Genomic DNA, 15348 nt, shown 5'->3' on the forward strand with positions numbered 1-15348 from the left:
AAATGACTGCAAAAAGATCAAATCCATTGTTTTTTATTACATCTGACGGCGGAATACAAAGAGTTATAGATGTAAGGAAAATAATATATATAGATTATAACAATAATAAATTGGTAATAAAAACCGTTTCAGAAAACGGAGACATGGACATGGGGAATATACCCGAAGAAAGTTATAAAGCACTCATCAACTTCTGGAGTGAAACGCTCAGTTGTCGTGACTAAGTAAATTATTTCTATACAATAATATCGCATATTAAATAGGTATCTTGCTATAGATACCTATTTTTTATTCTTCTATGATGATAAATATACTCTCATCAGTCTTAGTTTCATTTCTCTGATATTCATTCAAGTCATGTTCTTGGCCCAAATCGCTTCCTTGTTCATATTCATCAAAAATGACTTCTCCATACTCGTTAAGGTGAGCTTCAATGATACTTCGCTCCTTTTCACCTAAAAATTGCCAATAATTGCAAATAGGTTGCCCAAACGTATTCATTTCCCATATTCCAGCATAGTTATAAGGCGCATCTTGAGCATGGCAAATCTGCCCTTCTCTTTGAGCATAACTAACCGATGGGAAAATGAAAAAGCCTAACCATAGATAACCGTATTTTTTCATTTCAATAGTAAGCCCAAGACATTCAGTATGGTTAATTTACACCAATTTATCTAACTCAAGCACGCCTATTTATTCTCCAAACCCTGAGAGTTTAATGCACAGAATCTCTTTTAATTTCCAATAGAGTTTTCCATTAAATTTTTACTGTGATTTTGGCAATCTTAGCTAGGAGTTAAATTAAAACATGAGGAGCTATTATGTTTGCTAAAAAGCATCTTGGGAAATGGATAGTAATTGTTTTAGCCTCAAGCAGTATAACTGCTTATGCCTCAACAGAAAAAGAGCAACTCGCTCAAGCTATCAAACAATTGGAAGCAGCTGAATTATCTTTAAAAAGAGCTGAACAACTTTCTAAAACTTCACCCAAAACACGTGAATTCTTCAATTACACTGCAATTCACCGTGATATAAGCACGATAAAAAGTGGAATTTCTCAGTACATCAATCCTGCTCGAGCGATACCAAGAGATCCACAAGCATTACGTACATTAACTGAAGATTACACCAAATTACGGGGGAAATAATGACAACCCCTAATTATTCCTCCGCTAGTGCTTTTTCAGCAGCAAGTGGTATCGATCCTACTCAACTTCGTGTTCTTTTATCCATTATTTTCGTCGCTGCTCTTTTACTCGCTTATGCTTGGGCAACACATAGTGGTTTCAAAGGATTTGCAAAGTGGGACGGAGATGTCCTCTCTTTTTTAATTTTTCTCTTAAAGGGTGCAGTTCTCATCATGTGTGTTGTTACCTTTTTCATTTATTAGTCTAATCAAGAGGTTTTACTATGAAAATCATCAAATCATTCTATCAATCTTGTTCTTCTCGATATTTAGCTTTTATGCTCTTTTTCTGGGGCAGTATTCAAAATGCCCTTGCTGCGCCAGCAGGAGGGGGTGGAGGTGGCACTCTTGACCCAAGTAAAATTCCTGACTTTAAAATTCCAGGGGTTGATAGCGGTACAAAAGATCCTACGGAAATTATTGCGCTTGTTGCTAAAGCTGTCGCTACATTAATCGCTGTATTGCTTGCCGCCGCTGCTATTTTTGTGGTGGTGAAAGCCCTAATCAGTATCTATAACGAAGCCACTTCTGACAATGGTAAAAAAGGTTGGGGGCATTTCATTCTTGCACTTATTGTTGGTTTTATCGTGATCTTCTTCTCCTTATGGTTAGTTAAACTTGCAGTAGGTCTCTTCTAATATCAATGTAATCCATATAAGGAGCCAATATGGCTGATAATGAAAAAACAATTCCCTTTTTACCAATTCGTTTAAACAAAGAAGCTACAGTATTTGGTGGAATGACTGTATCAGAATTTGGAATTTCTGCTGCGATTGGGTTTGTCATCGGTTTAATTATTGGTCTCCTCTTATGGGTTTTAACAGATTGGTGGCTACTTATACCGGCATTAGGAATGTTGCTATGCATATTAACGGTATTAATCGGAAAAGGAATTGTAGCTGCATTAAAACGAGGAAAACCAGAATCCTATTTAAATCGTAAGATTGAAGAAAAATTGGATGAAATATTAATGGGTAACAAATTTATTCGACGTGAAGGTGTTTGGTCCATTCGTAGACAAAAAGGAAACCAAAAATGAGTCATTTAAAAAGTCAATTACATGAAAAAGATCGCCATATTCGAACAGCACAATTTTTTGCCGGATTATTTTTTATCGTAATACTGGTGCTTTCATTTGTTATCTATACCTTCCCAAACCGCTTAAATATTTATATTCCACCTGATATAAGAGCTGCTAGCCAACGCCCTTGGTGGGATGTACCTAATTCAACAGTCTATGCCTTTGCTTACCAAGTATTCCAACAATTAAATCGTTGGAATGTGAATGGTGAAGAAGATTATGAAAAGAATATTACCGCATTAAAACCGTTACTTACACCGAACTGCGAAGCATTTCTACGACAAGATTATAAAGATCGCTTACGCCATAATGAATTACGCGATCGTACTCGTGGTGTTTACGAAATCGTAGGACGAGGTTTTAGTGAAGATAAAGTAACTATCTATAGCAAAGATAGTTGGGGAGTTAATTTAGATCTAAGTGTTGATGAATACTTCGAAGATGAGCCAGTAAAACGTGTCTTTACGCGTTTTCCAATTAGTATTGTGAGAATGGATATTGATTCACAACGAAACCCTTGGGGATTAGGATTTAATTGCTATACATCTATTCCTCAACGTTTAGAAGGTATTGAAAATACAGAGGGGAATAAATAATGAAACGCTTATCTCTATGCCTATTATCTATTTTAGCTGTAGGTACAACTGAACAGGCTTTTGCCGATATTTTGCAAAAATGGGAAAGAAAACCGATTCCAGTTGCTTTACAAGTAAAAGCTGAACGTATCATTTTTATGGATAAAAATGTCAAAGTAGGTTATCCCGCAGAGCTTGAAGGCAAAGTTCGTATTCAATCTACCGGCGGCGCAGTGTATTTAAAAGCACTCGAAACATTTCCAGCAACACGTTTTGAATTTCGTGATGTGGTCACCGGTGAAATTTTTCTTTTTGATATAGGGGCACACAGTAAAGTCAATAATCCTACGGAAGCGATTAAAGTAATATCTGATAGTATTGTTGAAAAACAGTCAGGTTCATTAAATCAAGATGATTATATAGCCAATGATGAAGTAGATAACAAAATACCACAACTTCCAATTCCTGCAGCATTGACACGCTATGCTGCACAATCACTTTACGCACCATTACGCACTGTAGAACCTTTAGATGGAGTAAGACGCGTTGCACATCGTCTACCTGAAAAAATTACCACATTACTTCCTGCTTATCCGATTACAGCCAATCCTTTAATGAGCTGGCAATTGGATAACTATGTAGTAACTGCTATCCGTTTACAAAATCGTGGTGTTTCACGGATTATACTTGACCCAAGAGAGTTACAAGGTCGCTTTTATGCAGCAACTTTTCAGCATAATTGGTTAGGTGGCTATGGTAGTACGGAAGACACAACGACTGTCTATTTAGTAACGGAAGGACATGCAAATAATGCTGTTATTCCTGAAACAAAAATCTACAAAGCCCCTAAAAAGGTGAAAAAAACGACGGTAACAACAAGAAAAACAGTTACCCCTCAATCAACTAAATAGGAGGAACTATGCAAGCAAACAAAGCTCTTTATGTCATTGTTTCCATTGTAGTTACCGCAGTTGGTGCAATGGGATGGTTTTTATTCTCTCCCTCTAAATCTGAAGTCGAACAACCTAAACGTGACGTACTTGATATTTCTATTAATGATCTTACACCGGAAGAAATTAGAGCAATGGGTATTCAAGGCGATACTCCGCAAGATACCTTACGTACGCTCGTAGCTACGGCAAAAAATAATCAGAAAAAATTCGATCAAACCTTAAATGAATTAGATAAATATAAACGTGAAAATGAACGTTTAACACGTAAAGAAGAAGACACGAATTATCAAATCAATGAAGCTATCCGTAATGAAACACAGCCATTATTAGCTGAAATTGCTGAGTTAAAACGTCAATTAGTAGAATCAGTAGAGAACGCTAATAACATAACAGGAAATAGCCAAAATAATGATAGTACTCAAAAAGGTTTTGGTCAGGCAAATAATAATTTACCTGTTAATAATGGTACTTATGCCAATAATGGTGAAGTGATATTAGAACCTGGTATTCGATGGGTGGAACCTAGCGATCAAATTGGATTGGATTCAAATGGGAAACCTGTTGCAGACGGCGCAAGAGCAAACAGTTTTGGTTTCCCATCTCAGTTGAAATCTGATGAACAATCAACAGGACAAAAAAAAGGATTACCATTTCTTAATGGTACGGATGAAACGACAGGTAGTGCTAATAAATCAAATATAAAAGCAACAGAAAAGCCATTTTATACATTACCAGAAAATTCGACTTTATTAGGTTCTATTTCAATGACGGCTTTAATTGGTCGTGTACCAATAGGTAATAATGTGACGGATCCTTATCCATTTAAAGTCATTATTGGACGTGAGAATCTTATTGCAAATGGTCTTGAACTACCCGATGTTGAAGGTGCAATTGTATCAGGGACAGCTTCCGGTGATTGGACATTATCTTGTGTACGCGGTGATATAAAAAGTATGACATTTGTTTTCTCTGACGGTCGAATTGTGACTTCATCACAATCAAGTAACAAGAGTGATGAAGGCATTGGTTGGATTTCAGATGATAGAGGGGTTCCTTGTGTACCTGGAGAACGTAAAACTAATGCACCTGAATATTTAGGTTCTAATTTCTTACTTGCTGGAGCGAGTGCTGCTGCGCAAGGACTCTCTCAAGCACAAACGACCACCGTAGTAGATGGTAATAGCGTTGTCGGTGCCGTAACAGGCGATAATAGCAAATATATTTTAGGGCAAGCATTAGGTGGAGGATTAAAAGAAACCGCAGACTGGTTTAGAGAACGCTACGGTCAAATGTTTGATGCAATCTATGTGCCACCGGGTCATCCTGTTGCAATTCATTTAAATAAAGAGATAGCAATTGATTACAACAAATTAGGCCGCAAAGTGAAATATCGTGTATCACAATCAACACCACGCCTAGATTAGGAGAAATATAATGAAAGCACGTATTGGTATTCTATTTTTAACTGCTTTACTTACTGGTTGTTCAACATCATCTGAAGATTTACTTCCTACAAATGGACATTCTATACGTGATGTTTGGGATAAAAATGCAGGAAGTGGGCAATTACAACAATATCGTTCACAAGATAGCCGTTTAATCGATCCTGTAGATTATATCTCTAATACCGAGCAGCGCAGTTATACGCGTACAGCTGAAAATGAAATTGATAATTTATTTCCTAGACTACCTAACCCTGATTTAGTGATGTATGTATATCCGCACCTTTCTCCTTCTGGTGAACCAATGCCTATCCCCGGTTATTCTACGGTAATTCCCTTTTACAGTCGGGTGCAATATGCACAACCGGGTGAACGAACAAGAGGACTATAACAATGTCTTTTTTAAGTGAAGTACTCTCATCATTTAAACCTAGCAAGGCTGTTCAAGGTGTACAACACGTAGATCTTGAACCCGAGATGAATAACCAAGTACAAGAATCTAATACTATACAAATGCCTAGACCAATTCAGCGCAGTGGCAAGATTTCTATTAATCAGCACAATCAGAAACTATATGGGCAAGCTCCCTCTTTTGTGGATCATTTACCTTGGGCTGAATTTCTCGATGCTGAAGGCGTAATGTTACTTGATGATGCGAGAAGTGTGGGAGCTGTTTTTGAAATTAAACCTATTGGTACAGCAGGACGTGATGAAAATTATCTTAGCCGTATCAGAAATTTAGTTAAAGATGCTCTACAGGATAGCTTTGATGAATTAGATACAAATCCTTATGTTGTGCAATTCTTCTGTCAGGATGATGACGATTTACAACCTTATATTGAGAACCTACGTAATTATGTCACAAAAGAGGCAAAAGGAAGTGAATTTACTGAAGAATGGTTACGCATTCAAGAAAAGCATTTTAATGATATTGGTAAGCCAGGAGGCTTGTTTATTGATGATCGTGTAACGAATACAGCTTGGTCTGGCCGTATTCGTCGAACCCGCATGGTTATTTATCGTTATGTAGATAAAAACGATGAATATAATTCCATTGAGTTACTCAATAATGCTTGTGAACGAGCTAATGGTGCTTTAACTACTGCCGGATTACAAGTTTCCAGATTGAAGGAAAATGCAATTAAAGAATGGCTTTTACGCTGGTTTAATCCAAATCCCTCAGTAAATTTTGAAGGGTTAAGTAACAATGAATGTTATCGTTATTTAAATAGCAACCAAGTCAATAATGACATTCCTCTTGCGTTTACTGATTTTAGTGAGAATTTATTTTATTCCCAACCAGAAAATAAAGGGGAATATTGGTATTTTGACGGTCAGCCTCATGAAGTCATCGTAGTAAATAATTTACGCCGTCAGCCTGATATAGGGCTTATGACGGGAGAAATTACGCGTGGACGCAATATTAATGCGCTTTTTGATTTGTTGCCAGAATCAACCATTATGGCTATTACAATAGTAGTACATCCACAAGACAAATTAGAAGCACATTTAGAAAAACTTAGCAGCCGTGCTGTAGGTGAAAACTTCGAATCACGTTATTTAAAACAAGACTGTTTGACCGTTCAACAATACCTAAAGGAAAACCATAAATTATACCAAGCAAGTATTGCCTTTTATGTACGAGGGGAAAACGAAGCACAATTACGCATGCGATCACGTAAATTACGCACAATTCTATTAAGTAATAACCTTGATCCTGTAAAAGAAAATGCAGAAGTTGCCCCGCTAAATAGTTATTTGCGCTGGTTACCAATGAACTTCAATCCCCAGCTTGATACCAAACATTACTATACTAAATACTATTTTGTGCAACATTTAGCGAACTTATTACCTGTTTTTGGGCGAGATACCGGTACGGGTAATCCTGGTATTACCTATTTTAACAGAGGCGGCGCACCATTTGATTTTGATCCATTAAATCGAAAAGACAGAACTAAAAATGCACATAAATTATTACTTGGTCCAACGGGTTCGGGTAAATCTGCAACACTTTGTGCACAAATGTCACAAGTAATGGCAATACACCGCCCTCGTCTCTTTATTGTGGAGGCTGGTAATTCCTTTGGGTTATTTGCTGATTATGCTGAGCGATTTGGTTTAACCGTTAATCGTATTACATTATCACCCAATAGTGGCATTGTATTACCCCTTTTTTCTGAAGCTCATAAATTATTAGATATGGAACTTAATCCTGAAGACGTTCCAGATGATTCTGAAGATGACGAAGATGAGGGAGAAGAACAACGAGATCTACTCGCTGAAATGGAATTAACTACACGTCTAATGATTACAGGTGGCGAAAGTAAAGAAGATGAGCGAATGACCCGGGCAGATCGTGCCGCAATTCGTAAAGCCATTATTAATGCCGCACGTAAAGCAAAAAATGAAAGTCGTCAAACCTTAACTGAAGACGTAAAAAATGCCCTGGATGAATTAAGCAAATCGGATGAAGTTCGAAAAGAACGACGTTCTCGTTTAGCTGAAATGGCTGAATCCTTAGAAATGTTTTGTACCGGAGTAAATGGACAATTCTTTAACCGTGAGGGGGAAATTTGGCCAGAAGCTGATATTACGCTGGTCGATTTAGCCATGTTTGCACGCGATGGGTATGAAGCCGAATTATCTATTTCATATATTTCATTAATTAATCACATTAATAGTTTAGGTGAAAAATACCAACATAGCTATCGCCCAATAGTGAATGTGACCGACGAATCTCATATTATTACGGTCAATCCATTATTGTCAAAGTTCCTTGTAAAAGGTTCTAAAATGTGGCGTAAATTAGGTATTTGGTTATGGCTTGCAACACAAAACGTAGATGACTTTCCAAATGAAGCAAGTAAGTTACTCAGTATGTTGGAATGGTGGGAACTATTGAATGTGACAACCAAAGAAATCGAAGATGTGGATCGTTTCCGGAAACTAACTGATGCGCAAAAAATCATGTTATCTTCGGCCAAAAAATCTGACCGGAAATACACTGAAGGCGTGGTGTTATCAACCAATATGGAAGCATTATTCCGAGTTGTGCCAGCAAGTATTTTCCTTGCACTTGGCATGACGGAAAAAGAAGAAAAGGCAGAACGTAGACAATTAATGCTTAAGCATAACTTTAGTGAAGTTGATGCCGCTTTGGTTGTAGCTAAACGAATTGATGCTGCGAGAGGAATCCTATCATGAATACTACACTACAACCGGTCTATTTATTTGATGCTGGTCCTCAAAAAGAAACATTAAATATCTCATCACCGGAAATATTAGAGATGCTCCAAGCATTCAGCCAAACAATTACGAACAAAATAGGGCAAGGAAAATCAATCGTTGTTTATCCGCACCGTGTGGTTCGTCATTACTGGGGGCTGGAGCTTGAAGGAGATAAGGATAAATTACCTATTCTACTAAATATTACTGGGCGTTTTCGATTACCACAAATTAATGAGAAACAATGGCCCGCTCGGCTGACTATTGATGTAGCTGATCATGTGGATGCCTATTGGCTTACTATGTTTTTAGCAGAAAGCCTTCATTTAACGATGTCCGTTTTGTCTACATTAAATGGGCATAATACGGTGTGTAATGTGGAGGAACAAAATAATGAACCCGGTTAAATTAAGCATTAAGCGTCAATGGCTAAAAAACACACTAAAAGTATTATCCATTATTATTATCAATATTCTAGTTATTTTGTTTACCAGTAGCCTGATAATGAATAATACCGGTATGTTTAATGTAGATTTTCAATCGTGGTTTTATGATACCCGTTTAGGCTGGTTTTTATGGCGAATAGTGCTTTATACCATAGTGTTAGCTCTTATGTTTGCGGTAAATAAATATGTGCATTTATCTCTCAAAGCTAAACTACTCATTGCATCCAGCATTATCCTGATTGAAGGATTAAATCTATTTTATCTTCTGGGCTAATTTAACGGGAGAATCACATGACATTTACGGTTGATAGTTATTTAGAATATTTTCTTACGCTACTTGCGTGGATTATCAATAACAATATTTTTGCGGTATTAATTCAGACAGGCATATTCTTAATTCCACTCATTGTAATTCTGTTTAAGACTTTTATTGATGTGAAAAAACAAGGTGATGATGAAGGAAATAAAGGTGACTTACTTATCCGGTGGCTAGGGTTACAATTCTTTCCGACGATGTTTGTTATTGTCATTGTACTAGCTCCAACGCTTCCGATTCAATTAAACAATATTGAATTGAACGTAGAACAATCGAAAGCTTGCGGTTACCGGGTGCCACAAGCTCCTCAAGATAGTGGCTACGGTGATTTAACCTCTGAGTTAAGTGGTAAACAAGCTAAGGTACCCCTATGGTGGGGATTTTTCCATCAACTTAATAAAGGGATAACACACGCATTAGTTGCCGCAATTCCGTGTAAACCGGATCTACGTCAAATCCGTTTCGAAGTACAACACGAGAAAATTAATGACCCCGCATTGCTTACTGAATTACGTCAGTTTGTGCAGCAATGTTATATTCCGGCGCGTCAAAAACTACAGACGAGTCAAATTTCATTAAGCCCTGCTCAAGTTCGTGAAGTAAGTTGGCTAGGAGGTAATATATTAGTTACTAATAGTGAACTATATCCTCGTTATCGCGCACAACAACCTAATAATCTATGGGCGTATGATGCCAAACGAGACTCGGGATTGCCCAATACAGGGAATGGAGGGTTTCCAGCGTGTAATGAATGGTGGGCTGAAAATACCATTGGACTAAAATATCGATTGCTTGCTGATATGAGACAAAATTTCTCAGTTAATGTCCAAGAATTCTTTAGTAAGAAAAATGGTGCAGAAGAATCATTACTACGTACTCTAGTAAGGCCTGAAAATTTGAATGTATCTTCAGGGAAAATCTATCCTGGATATGGAGGTAATTTAGATCCTACATTTACTGGTGCAGTTAATCGTTTAGTTGCATCAGCTGGGTCAGCAGTAGGAAGTATTGGTATTTTCCCAGCATTAGATTCGATGCGACAAGCTCTACCAATGGTTCATGCGTTTGCATTAATGTCAGTGGTTATTCTACTACCACTTGTCATTGTAATGAGTGGATATTCATTAAAAACCGTGATCACATTAACCTTTGTACATTTTGCATTAGTAGCTTTAACATTTTGGTGGGAACTAGCTCGATGGCTAGATTCTTGGTTATTAGATGTTCTGTATAACTCAGCAACCCATAATAGTCTTAATCCATACTTCTTAGAAAATACAGAAGATGACTTTATTGTGAATTTTGTAATGGGTTCTCTATTCTTAGTTCTACCGGCGATTTGGTTTGGGGCTATTTCATGGGCGGGAATACATATAGGAGATATGGCTCAGCAAATTGCTAATGGAACCAGAACATCTCAAACGGCAGGAGCCCAAGGTGGTAACTTGGTAAATAAAGTTAAATAAACGCTAATGAGATAGAGATATTTCTCTATCTCATTTTATAACCAATCCTTATCTGTATTTTCAGGCATTTTAAATCCGTTAGCGTAGAACCCTTCTCCTTCAGGACCAGCCGAATAAAAACCATCCTTAATAAACTGATAAGATTCTTCATCGTCATGATTTACAAAGTTATTGCCTAGTTCCAATTTTAGGGACTCATCTCTACATCCATCAAACTCATCTAATTCATGAGCATGGGGATTTATATCTGAAGTAGATGACCAATCTCTTAATAGTAAAACTGCAATAACAAGAAATGGAATCCCGATAATACACACGGCAGAAAGAAGTATTTTTCTCGGCAATACCGGTAAGAAATCAAGTTTATTATCAATAAATTTAGCTACTTTAGCAAAGTTAGCACCTAAATCTTGGAATGTCATATAGACCTCCTTATTCGCTATATATGACTAACAATGTTGATTAAATATAAGCCTAAATTAAAGATAAAATCAACAAAATTTACTCAAACGTAAAAAGGCTAAGTAAGAAACTTAGCCCATTATTACCTATAATTATAGAATGTTCATTTTACTGTATTCAAAATGTTGTCCAACTTTTTTATTGGTATCACATTTTATTTCAGTTGTATTATTACCTTTTGTAATATACAACATTGGTGAGTCAATTACATTGGTTCCTCTAGGTTGTACGAACTCAATAGTATAAGAATGACTCTTACTTTTCATTTCTAAGGCACTTGTTGTAAAACCAGAGCCTGTCGCCACATAAGAACCTTCGTTTTTCAGTACTTGTTTAGCTGGATTCTTAAATAAGATTTTCCCATATGAAAATTGATAGTCTGCGCCAGTTTTTTGGATCAGAATTTGATTACCGTCTTCTGCAGTACAAGAAAAAATTGAGATATTTTCTGCTAAAACCGGTAAAGATATAAACGAGCATACTGCTAATGTTGTTAATTTACGCATAATGTATTCCTTCTACCATAATTATGAACCACTTAAGATATAATCCGCTTCTTGATTTCTACGCTTTGCATTAATGCCGTTATTGTTAGTTTGACGTTTCCTGACAGTATTAGCTAACACTGACATATCTCCCGAGCTTGCAGAAACTCTTGCAGCCTTAATAACATCACTAGTCAAAGAACCGTAGTTATAAGCATAAGAAGTTAGAGCTGCTTGAACACTTGGAGAAAGAGAGTCCCAAGTGGATGACGATACTTGCTTTCTTGCCGTGTCTGCAAATACTTGCGTGCGGCGTACTAAATCACGTTCAGCATCCTCTTTTGTAATAATAGTATCTTTTGTCACTTTTACAACTGTTCCATCTGCACGTGTAATAGTATCTGAACCATACCCAGAACGATAAGCATTCACGTCCCAATATGCCTTTGAACTAAAACCTTCAAAATGTTTAAGTAACTCTGTTGCTTGTTGTAGAGCAGTTCCTGAAATTGAATTAATTTTAGAGTACGAACTTCCTAAATTCGCACTACTGGAGTTAGTATTGAGTGATGGTATAAATGGAGCCACGTTGCTTGTACTTGGAATACCTAAAGTAATCATTTTTCGTGGCAAAGAAATATTATTTTCTTGTTCTCCGTCAGCTGGCGATGGAGTTCCGTACTCTAATTCTTTAACACGTTTATCCAAGCTATCTTTCGGTAAACTATACGAACCAGCATGTGCTTCTCTTTCAGCTTTATTTTGTAATATAGTTGCAGCAGTATTACTAGTAATCGCCTTTTGCATATCCATTTCAAGTTTTACTTGGGATATTTCTCGGTCGATAATGTTTAAAATGCGCTCTAACTCTACCTGTGCATCTGCATTATTGGCCACATTGGGTTCACGCATACCAGCTAAAATTGCACGTCGAGATAGCATCATTTTTTCCATGACTTTCGAGGTTGCAATCTCCCCAGAGAGTCGTTGGCTTAATACTTCCACATCAGGATCTTCACGTAATGCCTCTATTAACCCGCGTGTAACAGGTACAGTATTTGAGCTAAGTTCAGCAAGAAATTCCGATGTGGGTGTACTCATATTAAGTACTTTTTCCAATTTACCGATAGTAAGTACATGTTCCTCTTCAATTTCCGGACTTAATCCTACACCTGCTTTCGCGCTCGTTTTCGTTCCACAATCTGTTTTACAAGTCGAAATTGATTGTTCACCGATCACTTTTGTTAAAAAGTCAGCAGCAGTCTGTGGGTTATCCCACGTCTTACATAAATTACCGTCACATAAAGATTCTGAAATTTTTCCTGTATCTAAGACATTGCGTTTATTTAGCAAGTTATAACCAGCTTTTACCACGTCGCCCACTAAATTGATTGGCTCTTGGTTTTGTCCTCCTTTTTTCTGCCCTCCAATCCAAGCACGCCCTTCTTTACCCTGTTTGTCTTCAAGATCTTTTTTAGCTTGCTTAGCATCAGGCTGGGTTGAGGTAATATCTTTAAAACTTTCTAAATCTGCAGCTTGCCCCCATTTCCCGCCTAACGTATAGTCAGCTAACTTTTGCGACATATCTTCACAGCTAGTTTTAAGACGATTGAAGTCTAATTTCCCTTGATATACACCATTAGTAATTAAATCATAAAGTTGTGGATTGGCGCGTTGAAGCACCATTGCCGGCATACTTGCAACAGCACCTTTCGCAGAATCAATAACATTTCCTAATAAATCTTTAAAGCCATCTTTAAGTCCATTTAAATCATTTTTAATTGTGGTTTTAATATCAAAATTGCCACACATTAAATTAGATTTCCAACCAACACCTAATTCGACTGCATTAGTTTTTCCACGACTAGGTGGAGCCATATAACCTGCACCACCACCGATTTGATAAAATACTTTATCCGACAAAATAGCATCTGATTTGCTAAATTCTAACTTATCTGTAATGGAATTCGCATTTGAAGTATTAAGGCATAAACAGCCTAATACTAAAAGAGTAATATGATTGAGTGAAAATCTTTTTGTCATATTTGTTTCTCCTTCCTAATTATCGTTGCCAGTCAATACTATATAAAAATTTCTGACCTCTTCGCTTACAGCAACTATAAGGTCGCCAAAGTGCCCAAGAATAATCACCTTTCACTGACATTTTTCTAGAGTGTGTTTCTACAGAACTTCCATGAGGAAATACAGAACAAGATCTTTCCATCTTAGGATGGAGCATCTGCCATTTATGTGTACGGGAATTACTTTCTTCTACTGCTCCAGGAGGCCATTCGCCGGCACCTCCTTTTTTAGCTGCAGGTAAATAAATGTGGGGTTGTGCCATTCGACTAACAATATCTGCAACACGTTGAGCAATAACTGCTGAGGCTTTGTAGTCATGAACTTGATTAATCGCACCGGAACGAGGGTAGATATTTCCCCAATGATCTCCTGCTTGATTAACTTCTCTCATACCAGGAACCATCGCCTCCGGATAAAACATTTCTGGTAAATTCTCTTTCCAAGCAAAGAAATCTAATCCACTTAAGAAGTAAGGAACAAAAGGTGTAGTTTGACTTTTGCAATAATATCCTGTGCTATTTAGCACCTGAGATATTGCTCCTTGCGGATGACCAATTGCATCGGCATTCTTAAAAGTAAACTGAGTGTATTGTTTATGTGGAGAACGATATTCCCCACCTTTAACAGCCGTTTTATTGAACGAAGAAACCTCTGACCAGGGATTCTGACCATCATGGTTGTAGCTAGAGACAACCATTTCTGGAATGTAGTGTTTTACTTTAGTAGATGTACGAATCGTACAACCAAACTTTGTGCAAAATAGCCAAAAACATGTACCTACCACTTTATAATCCAAACAACTTTTTGAAGCACTCGAAGCCATAATTGATGCGGTATTAATAGAGGCTTGAGCAGGAATAAACGAGGTAATAATTGCTGCCGAAAGTAATTTAACTAATAAAGTACGGTTAAATTTCATTGTCCCTCCTTTCTATTTTGGAACCATTGTTCCCACAACTTTTTTGCTTTCGCTATATTCGTTTCTCCATAAATAACAGAGGTTTCTCCAGTAGAATTCTGAAATAGAACAGCAGGTACTTTTTTAATACCGTTTTGCCAAGCACTAATTACATCAGTATAAGCATCTTTGATAAGGGCTTCCTTTTCAGCCCATTGTGGCGAATTAAATAATGCTTTAGCTTGCTGTTCAGCCATAACAGGATCATGACTAAGCCCTTGACTAATGACATTTTCTATATTCGTTACTTTATCAAGATAATAGACCTGAGTAGCCAGTTCTTGATGGGTGAGATGATATGATGATGTGGTGTAGACAGAAATAATAGGTTCAATATTTGCCATACTTAGTGGGGATATTCCACTCCCAATCAATAATGCCAAATAGGAATAAAAGTTATATCTTTTGTTCACACTATAGACCTCTCTTAGATAGCCAATATAAATGTGAAAGTTAGCGATATTTTAACCAACGATACAGAAAAAACTCTGTTCAAAAATAGGAGATTTTTTTGTAAAACATCTTAATTTCTTAAGCAAAAAATATTTCCCTTTTTATAAAAAAAATCGTATATTGTCATTATTAAGTCGCTGGGAACAGCTCTTAAAAAAGTCGCAAGAACTCTTGAGAAGCGACGGTTACCCTTGAGGTAAAGGAGTTCAATGCCAAAA

Annotated in this window: 19 protein-coding genes; 13 read left to right on the forward strand and 6 right to left on the reverse strand. The window is 37.0% G+C overall.

From position 1 onward, the window contains the following. Positions 1–2 precede the first annotated feature (2 nt). A complete protein-coding gene (locus ASU1_RS04650; RefSeq protein ID WP_039195117.1) occupies positions 3–224 on the forward strand; it encodes a hypothetical protein in 222 nt (73 codons plus the stop codon). Positions 225–288: 64 nt separating this feature from the next. Here the strand turns inward: ASU1_RS04650 and ASU1_RS04655 are convergent, their stop codons facing one another. After that, positions 289–624: a hypothetical protein gene (locus ASU1_RS04655; RefSeq protein WP_005620751.1), complete on the reverse strand. Its 336-nt coding sequence runs from the start codon at positions 622–624 to the stop codon at positions 289–291. 197 nt (positions 625–821) lie between these two features. Between ASU1_RS04655 and ASU1_RS04660 the strand changes: the two genes are divergently transcribed. From ASU1_RS04660 to ASU1_RS04715, 12 genes are read left to right on the forward strand one after another with little or no spacing between them, the layout of a single operon-like run. Continuing rightward, positions 822–1148, forward strand: coding sequence for an integrative conjugative element protein, RAQPRD family (locus tag ASU1_RS04660; RefSeq protein ID WP_005620750.1), 327 nt, complete (start codon positions 822–824; stop codon positions 1146–1148). Continuing rightward, positions 1148–1390, forward strand: a complete 243-nt coding sequence (locus ASU1_RS04665; protein ID WP_005620748.1) for a DUF3262 family protein — start codon at positions 1148–1150, stop codon at positions 1388–1390. The genes ASU1_RS04660 and ASU1_RS04665 overlap by 1 nt, the downstream gene beginning before the upstream one ends. A gap of 20 nt (positions 1391–1410) precedes the next feature. After that, a complete protein-coding gene (locus ASU1_RS04670; protein WP_039195120.1) occupies positions 1411–1824 on the forward strand; it encodes a DUF2976 domain-containing protein in 414 nt (137 codons plus the stop codon). Positions 1825–1853: 29 nt separating this feature from the next. Then, positions 1854–2225 carry a TIGR03750 family conjugal transfer protein gene (locus ASU1_RS04675; protein WP_005607834.1) on the forward strand — a complete coding sequence of 124 codons (372 nt, stop codon included), beginning with the start codon at positions 1854–1856 and terminating at the stop codon, positions 2223–2225. Next, on the forward strand, positions 2222–2863 hold the full coding sequence (locus tag ASU1_RS04680) for a PFL_4703 family integrating conjugative element protein (RefSeq protein ID WP_005607836.1): 642 nt from the start codon (positions 2222–2224) through the stop codon (positions 2861–2863). Before ASU1_RS04675 ends, ASU1_RS04680 begins: the two co-directional genes overlap by 4 nt. Next, positions 2863–3753: a TIGR03749 family integrating conjugative element protein gene (locus ASU1_RS04685; protein WP_005607840.1), complete on the forward strand. Its 891-nt coding sequence runs from the start codon at positions 2863–2865 to the stop codon at positions 3751–3753. Before ASU1_RS04680 ends, ASU1_RS04685 begins: the two co-directional genes overlap by 1 nt. 8 nt (positions 3754–3761) lie before the next feature. Further along, entirely contained in the window at positions 3762–5219 is a 1458-nt protein-coding gene (locus ASU1_RS04690) for a TIGR03752 family integrating conjugative element protein (protein ID WP_039195121.1), read from the forward strand. Positions 5220–5229: 10 nt separating this feature from the next. After that, positions 5230–5628 carry a TIGR03751 family conjugal transfer lipoprotein gene (locus ASU1_RS04695; protein ID WP_039195122.1) on the forward strand — a complete coding sequence of 133 codons (399 nt, stop codon included), beginning with the start codon at positions 5230–5232 and terminating at the stop codon, positions 5626–5628. Between the two features lie 2 nt (positions 5629–5630). Next, positions 5631–8441, forward strand: a complete 2811-nt coding sequence (locus tag ASU1_RS04700) for a conjugative transfer ATPase (protein ID WP_039195124.1) — start codon at positions 5631–5633, stop codon at positions 8439–8441. After that, positions 8438–8869, forward strand: a complete 432-nt coding sequence (locus ASU1_RS04705) for a hypothetical protein (protein WP_039195126.1) — start codon at positions 8438–8440, stop codon at positions 8867–8869. Before ASU1_RS04700 ends, ASU1_RS04705 begins: the two co-directional genes overlap by 4 nt. Further along, complete coding sequence (locus ASU1_RS04710) at positions 8856–9182, forward strand: hypothetical protein (RefSeq protein ID WP_005607856.1); 327 nt, start codon at positions 8856–8858, stop codon at positions 9180–9182. The genes ASU1_RS04705 and ASU1_RS04710 overlap by 14 nt, the downstream gene beginning before the upstream one ends. Positions 9183–9199: 17 nt before the next feature. Beyond that, positions 9200–10690, forward strand: coding sequence for a conjugal transfer protein TraG N-terminal domain-containing protein (locus ASU1_RS04715; protein WP_039195127.1), 1491 nt, complete (start codon positions 9200–9202; stop codon positions 10688–10690). 35 nt (positions 10691–10725) lie between these two features. On the opposite strand, the gene ASU1_RS04720 is transcribed toward ASU1_RS04715, so the two are convergent. The 5 genes from ASU1_RS04720 to ASU1_RS04740 all read right to left on the reverse strand — a co-directional run bounded on the left by ASU1_RS04720 (position 10726) and on the right by ASU1_RS04740 (position 15021). After that, positions 10726–11112 (reverse strand): hypothetical protein, encoded by a 387-nt coding sequence (locus tag ASU1_RS04720; RefSeq protein ID WP_039195129.1) that lies wholly within the window; start codon positions 11110–11112, stop codon positions 10726–10728. Positions 11113–11244: 132 nt separating this feature from the next. Then, entirely contained in the window at positions 11245–11658 is a 414-nt protein-coding gene (locus ASU1_RS04725; RefSeq protein WP_005607867.1) for a hypothetical protein, read from the reverse strand. 21 nt (positions 11659–11679) lie between these two features. After that, a complete protein-coding gene (locus ASU1_RS04730) occupies positions 11680–13680 on the reverse strand; it encodes an integrating conjugative element protein (protein WP_039195131.1) in 2001 nt (666 codons plus the stop codon). 19 nt (positions 13681–13699) lie between these two features. Next, positions 13700–14638, reverse strand: a complete 939-nt coding sequence (locus ASU1_RS04735) for a TIGR03756 family integrating conjugative element protein (RefSeq protein ID WP_005607875.1) — start codon at positions 14636–14638, stop codon at positions 13700–13702. After that, a complete protein-coding gene (locus ASU1_RS04740) occupies positions 14635–15021 on the reverse strand; it encodes a TIGR03757 family integrating conjugative element protein (RefSeq protein ID WP_051889504.1) in 387 nt (128 codons plus the stop codon). The genes ASU1_RS04735 and ASU1_RS04740 overlap by 4 nt, the downstream gene beginning before the upstream one ends. Between the last annotated feature and the right edge of the window lie 327 nt (positions 15022–15348).

The organism is Actinobacillus suis ATCC 33415 (assembly GCF_000739435.1).
GTDB lineage: Bacteria > Pseudomonadota > Gammaproteobacteria > Enterobacterales > Pasteurellaceae > Actinobacillus > Actinobacillus suis.

What these genes read in the sequence shown, in the direction of transcription:
- ASU1_RS04700 (WP_039195124.1), top strand. Translation starts at nt 5,631, where the DNA reads ATGTCTTTTTTAAGTGAAGTACTCTCATCATTTAAACCTAGCAAGGCT.
- ASU1_RS04720 (WP_039195129.1), bottom strand. Translation starts at nt 11,112, where the DNA reads ATGACATTCCAAGATTTAGGTGCTAACTTTGCTAAAGTAGCTAAATTT.
- ASU1_RS04675 (WP_005607834.1), top strand. Translation starts at nt 1,854, where the DNA reads ATGGCTGATAATGAAAAAACAATTCCCTTTTTACCAATTCGTTTAAAC.
- ASU1_RS04725 (WP_005607867.1), bottom strand. Translation starts at nt 11,658, where the DNA reads ATGCGTAAATTAACAACATTAGCAGTATGCTCGTTTATATCTTTACCG.
- ASU1_RS04715 (WP_039195127.1), top strand. Translation starts at nt 9,200, where the DNA reads ATGACATTTACGGTTGATAGTTATTTAGAATATTTTCTTACGCTACTT.
- ASU1_RS04665 (WP_005620748.1), top strand. Translation starts at nt 1,148, where the DNA reads ATGACAACCCCTAATTATTCCTCCGCTAGTGCTTTTTCAGCAGCAAGT.
- ASU1_RS04695 (WP_039195122.1), top strand. Translation starts at nt 5,230, where the DNA reads ATGAAAGCACGTATTGGTATTCTATTTTTAACTGCTTTACTTACTGGT.
- ASU1_RS04680 (WP_005607836.1), top strand. Translation starts at nt 2,222, where the DNA reads ATGAGTCATTTAAAAAGTCAATTACATGAAAAAGATCGCCATATTCGA.
- ASU1_RS04670 (WP_039195120.1), top strand. Translation starts at nt 1,411, where the DNA reads ATGAAAATCATCAAATCATTCTATCAATCTTGTTCTTCTCGATATTTA.
- ASU1_RS04660 (WP_005620750.1), top strand. Translation starts at nt 822, where the DNA reads ATGTTTGCTAAAAAGCATCTTGGGAAATGGATAGTAATTGTTTTAGCC.
- ASU1_RS04650 (WP_039195117.1), top strand. Translation starts at nt 3, where the DNA reads ATGACTGCAAAAAGATCAAATCCATTGTTTTTTATTACATCTGACGGC.
- ASU1_RS04690 (WP_039195121.1), top strand. Translation starts at nt 3,762, where the DNA reads ATGCAAGCAAACAAAGCTCTTTATGTCATTGTTTCCATTGTAGTTACC.
- ASU1_RS04735 (WP_005607875.1), bottom strand. Translation starts at nt 14,638, where the DNA reads ATGAAATTTAACCGTACTTTATTAGTTAAATTACTTTCGGCAGCAATT.
- ASU1_RS04705 (WP_039195126.1), top strand. Translation starts at nt 8,438, where the DNA reads ATGAATACTACACTACAACCGGTCTATTTATTTGATGCTGGTCCTCAA.
- ASU1_RS04730 (WP_039195131.1), bottom strand. Translation starts at nt 13,680, where the DNA reads ATGACAAAAAGATTTTCACTCAATCATATTACTCTTTTAGTATTAGGC.
- ASU1_RS04685 (WP_005607840.1), top strand. Translation starts at nt 2,863, where the DNA reads ATGAAACGCTTATCTCTATGCCTATTATCTATTTTAGCTGTAGGTACA.
- ASU1_RS04710 (WP_005607856.1), top strand. Translation starts at nt 8,856, where the DNA reads ATGAACCCGGTTAAATTAAGCATTAAGCGTCAATGGCTAAAAAACACA.
- ASU1_RS04740 (WP_051889504.1), bottom strand. Translation starts at nt 15,021, where the DNA reads ATGGCAAATATTGAACCTATTATTTCTGTCTACACCACATCATCATAT.
- ASU1_RS04655 (WP_005620751.1), bottom strand. Translation starts at nt 624, where the DNA reads ATGAAAAAATACGGTTATCTATGGTTAGGCTTTTTCATTTTCCCATCG.